Here is a 1,982-nt window from a genome sequence, read left to right on the forward strand (position 1 = left end):
AGCACCGGTATAAGAAGTGCGCCGACACAATCGTGGTCACGGACGGCATCGCCTTCCAGACCAACATCCTGGCTCTCAACGCCGCGTGGGAAGCCGCCCGGGCCGGTGAACAGGGCCGCGGCTTCGCCGTGGTCGCCTCGGAAGTACGCACCCTGGCGCAGCGCTCGGCCGGTGCCGCCAAGGAGATCAAGGAGCTGATCGAGAACTCGGTCGACAAGGTCGCCGAAGGCTCGGCGCTGGTCCACCAGGCCGGCAGCACCATGGGCGAGATCGTGACCTCGGTGCAGCGGGTGACCGACATCATGGCCGAGATCTCCGCCGCCTCGCAGGAACAGAGCGCCGGCATCGAGCAGGTCAACCAGACCGTCACCCAGATGGACGAGACCACCCAGCAGAACGCAGCCCTGGTGGAGGAAGCCACCGCCGCCGCGCGGGCCATGGAAGAGCAGGCGCAGCAGTTGAGCGAGGCGGTCTCGCAGTTCCGGCTGACCGCGGCCGCGCTGCCCACGGCCCGGGTCGGCGCCGTCGCTTCGGCTGCGTCCACCGGGTACGGCATCGGCCTGGCCGCAGGAGGCATGCAGGCGTTCTGAGGCATCCGTGCGCGGCCCCCCGGGGCTGCGCGCAGGCATTACGGGGTGGCGGTGATCCAACATCCGCGCCACCCCTTCATCACAAAAGTCATGAGCCAGTGCCCCGACATGCAGGGGCACGTGGCCGCAGGAGAGAGCAGTGTCCCATCCCCGTTCCGGTTCCAGCATCGTCATCCGCCTGATGCTGGGCGTGGCGCTGATCGCGCTGATTTCCTTCGGTGTCACCGCCGCGATCAGCTACTGGAAGAGCAGCCACGCCCTGCTTTCGTCGTCGCAGGATGCAATGCGCAACCTGGCCGGCCTCGAAGCGCAGCGGGTTTCGGCCGGACTGGGCGAGGCCTATGACACCGCCACCACCCTGGCCGGCACCCTGCGCCTGCAGCAACAACAGGGCATCCTGACCCGCCAGGGGGTATCGGCACTGCTCAAGCAGCAGTTGCTCGCGCATCCGGAGTGGGTCGGGGTCAGCACGCTGTGGGAGCCGGACGCGTTCGACGGTGCCGATGCCACGCACGTGGACGATGAGGGCCACGATTCGAGCGGCCGCTTCATGAGCTACTGGGCCTGGGCGGACGGCAAGCCGGTGACCGAGGCGCTGCGCGGCTATCACGTGGCCGGTGATGGCGACTGGTACCTCAAGCCACGCGAAAGCCGCCAGCCCACGCTGGTCGAGCCGTACAGCTACACCATCAACGGCAAGCAGGTGCTGATGACGACCCTGTCGATCCCGATCGTCGAGCAGGAGCGTTTCCTCGGCGTGGTGACGGTGGACTTCGCCCTGTCTTCGCTGCAGGAGCACCTGTCCCGGCTGTCGCCGATGGGCGAAGGCCACGTCGAACTGCTGTCGCCGGCCGGCCGCGTGCTGGCCAGCCGCGACCCGGCCGGGATCGGTAACCAGCGCCAGGATGCGGCCACCGGTGCCGTGCTCGCGCGCATCGCCAAGGGCGAGGTCGCCGAGGCATTCGAGCCCGACGCCGACGGCAATGTCGCGGTGTACGTGCCGATCAAGGTGGGCGACGCCGCCCAGCATTTCGCCCTCGGCGTGATCGTCCCGCAGTCGCTGCTGACCCGGCAGGCGGACGTGCTGCTGTACATCGTCGCCGCGGTGGGCCTGCTGGCGGCGCTGGCGCTGTGCACGGCGCTGTTCGTGCTGCTGCGCCGCCAGGTGGTACTGCCGCTGGCGGCCGCCGCCGGCGTCGCCAACGACATCGCCCATGGCAAGCTCGACGGCCGCATCGAAGCCACCCGCCAGGACGAGATCGGCACCCTGATGCGCTCCATGCAGACCATGCAGGGCAACCTGCGCGAGCGCATCGAGCGCGATGCCGCCATCGCCGCCGAGAACCTGCGCATCCGTTCCGCGCTCGACGACGTCACCACCAGCGTGATGAT

2 protein-coding genes are annotated in these 1,982 nt (G+C 69.0%); both read left to right on the plus strand.

The genetic code is table 11. The annotated features are described in order from the left end of the window. A partial coding sequence (locus ABB33_RS14790; protein WP_248842459.1) for a methyl-accepting chemotaxis protein occupies positions 1–590 on the plus strand: 590 nt, incomplete at its 5' end. A 139-nt stretch (positions 591–729) separates the two neighbouring features. Next, on the plus strand, positions 730–1,982 hold a 1,253-nt coding region (locus ABB33_RS14795; RefSeq protein ID WP_152985113.1), incomplete at its 3' end, for a PDC sensor domain-containing protein.

Source organism: Stenotrophomonas acidaminiphila, assembly GCF_001431595.1.
In the GTDB taxonomy this organism is placed as follows: domain Bacteria; phylum Pseudomonadota; class Gammaproteobacteria; order Xanthomonadales; family Xanthomonadaceae; genus Stenotrophomonas; species Stenotrophomonas acidaminiphila.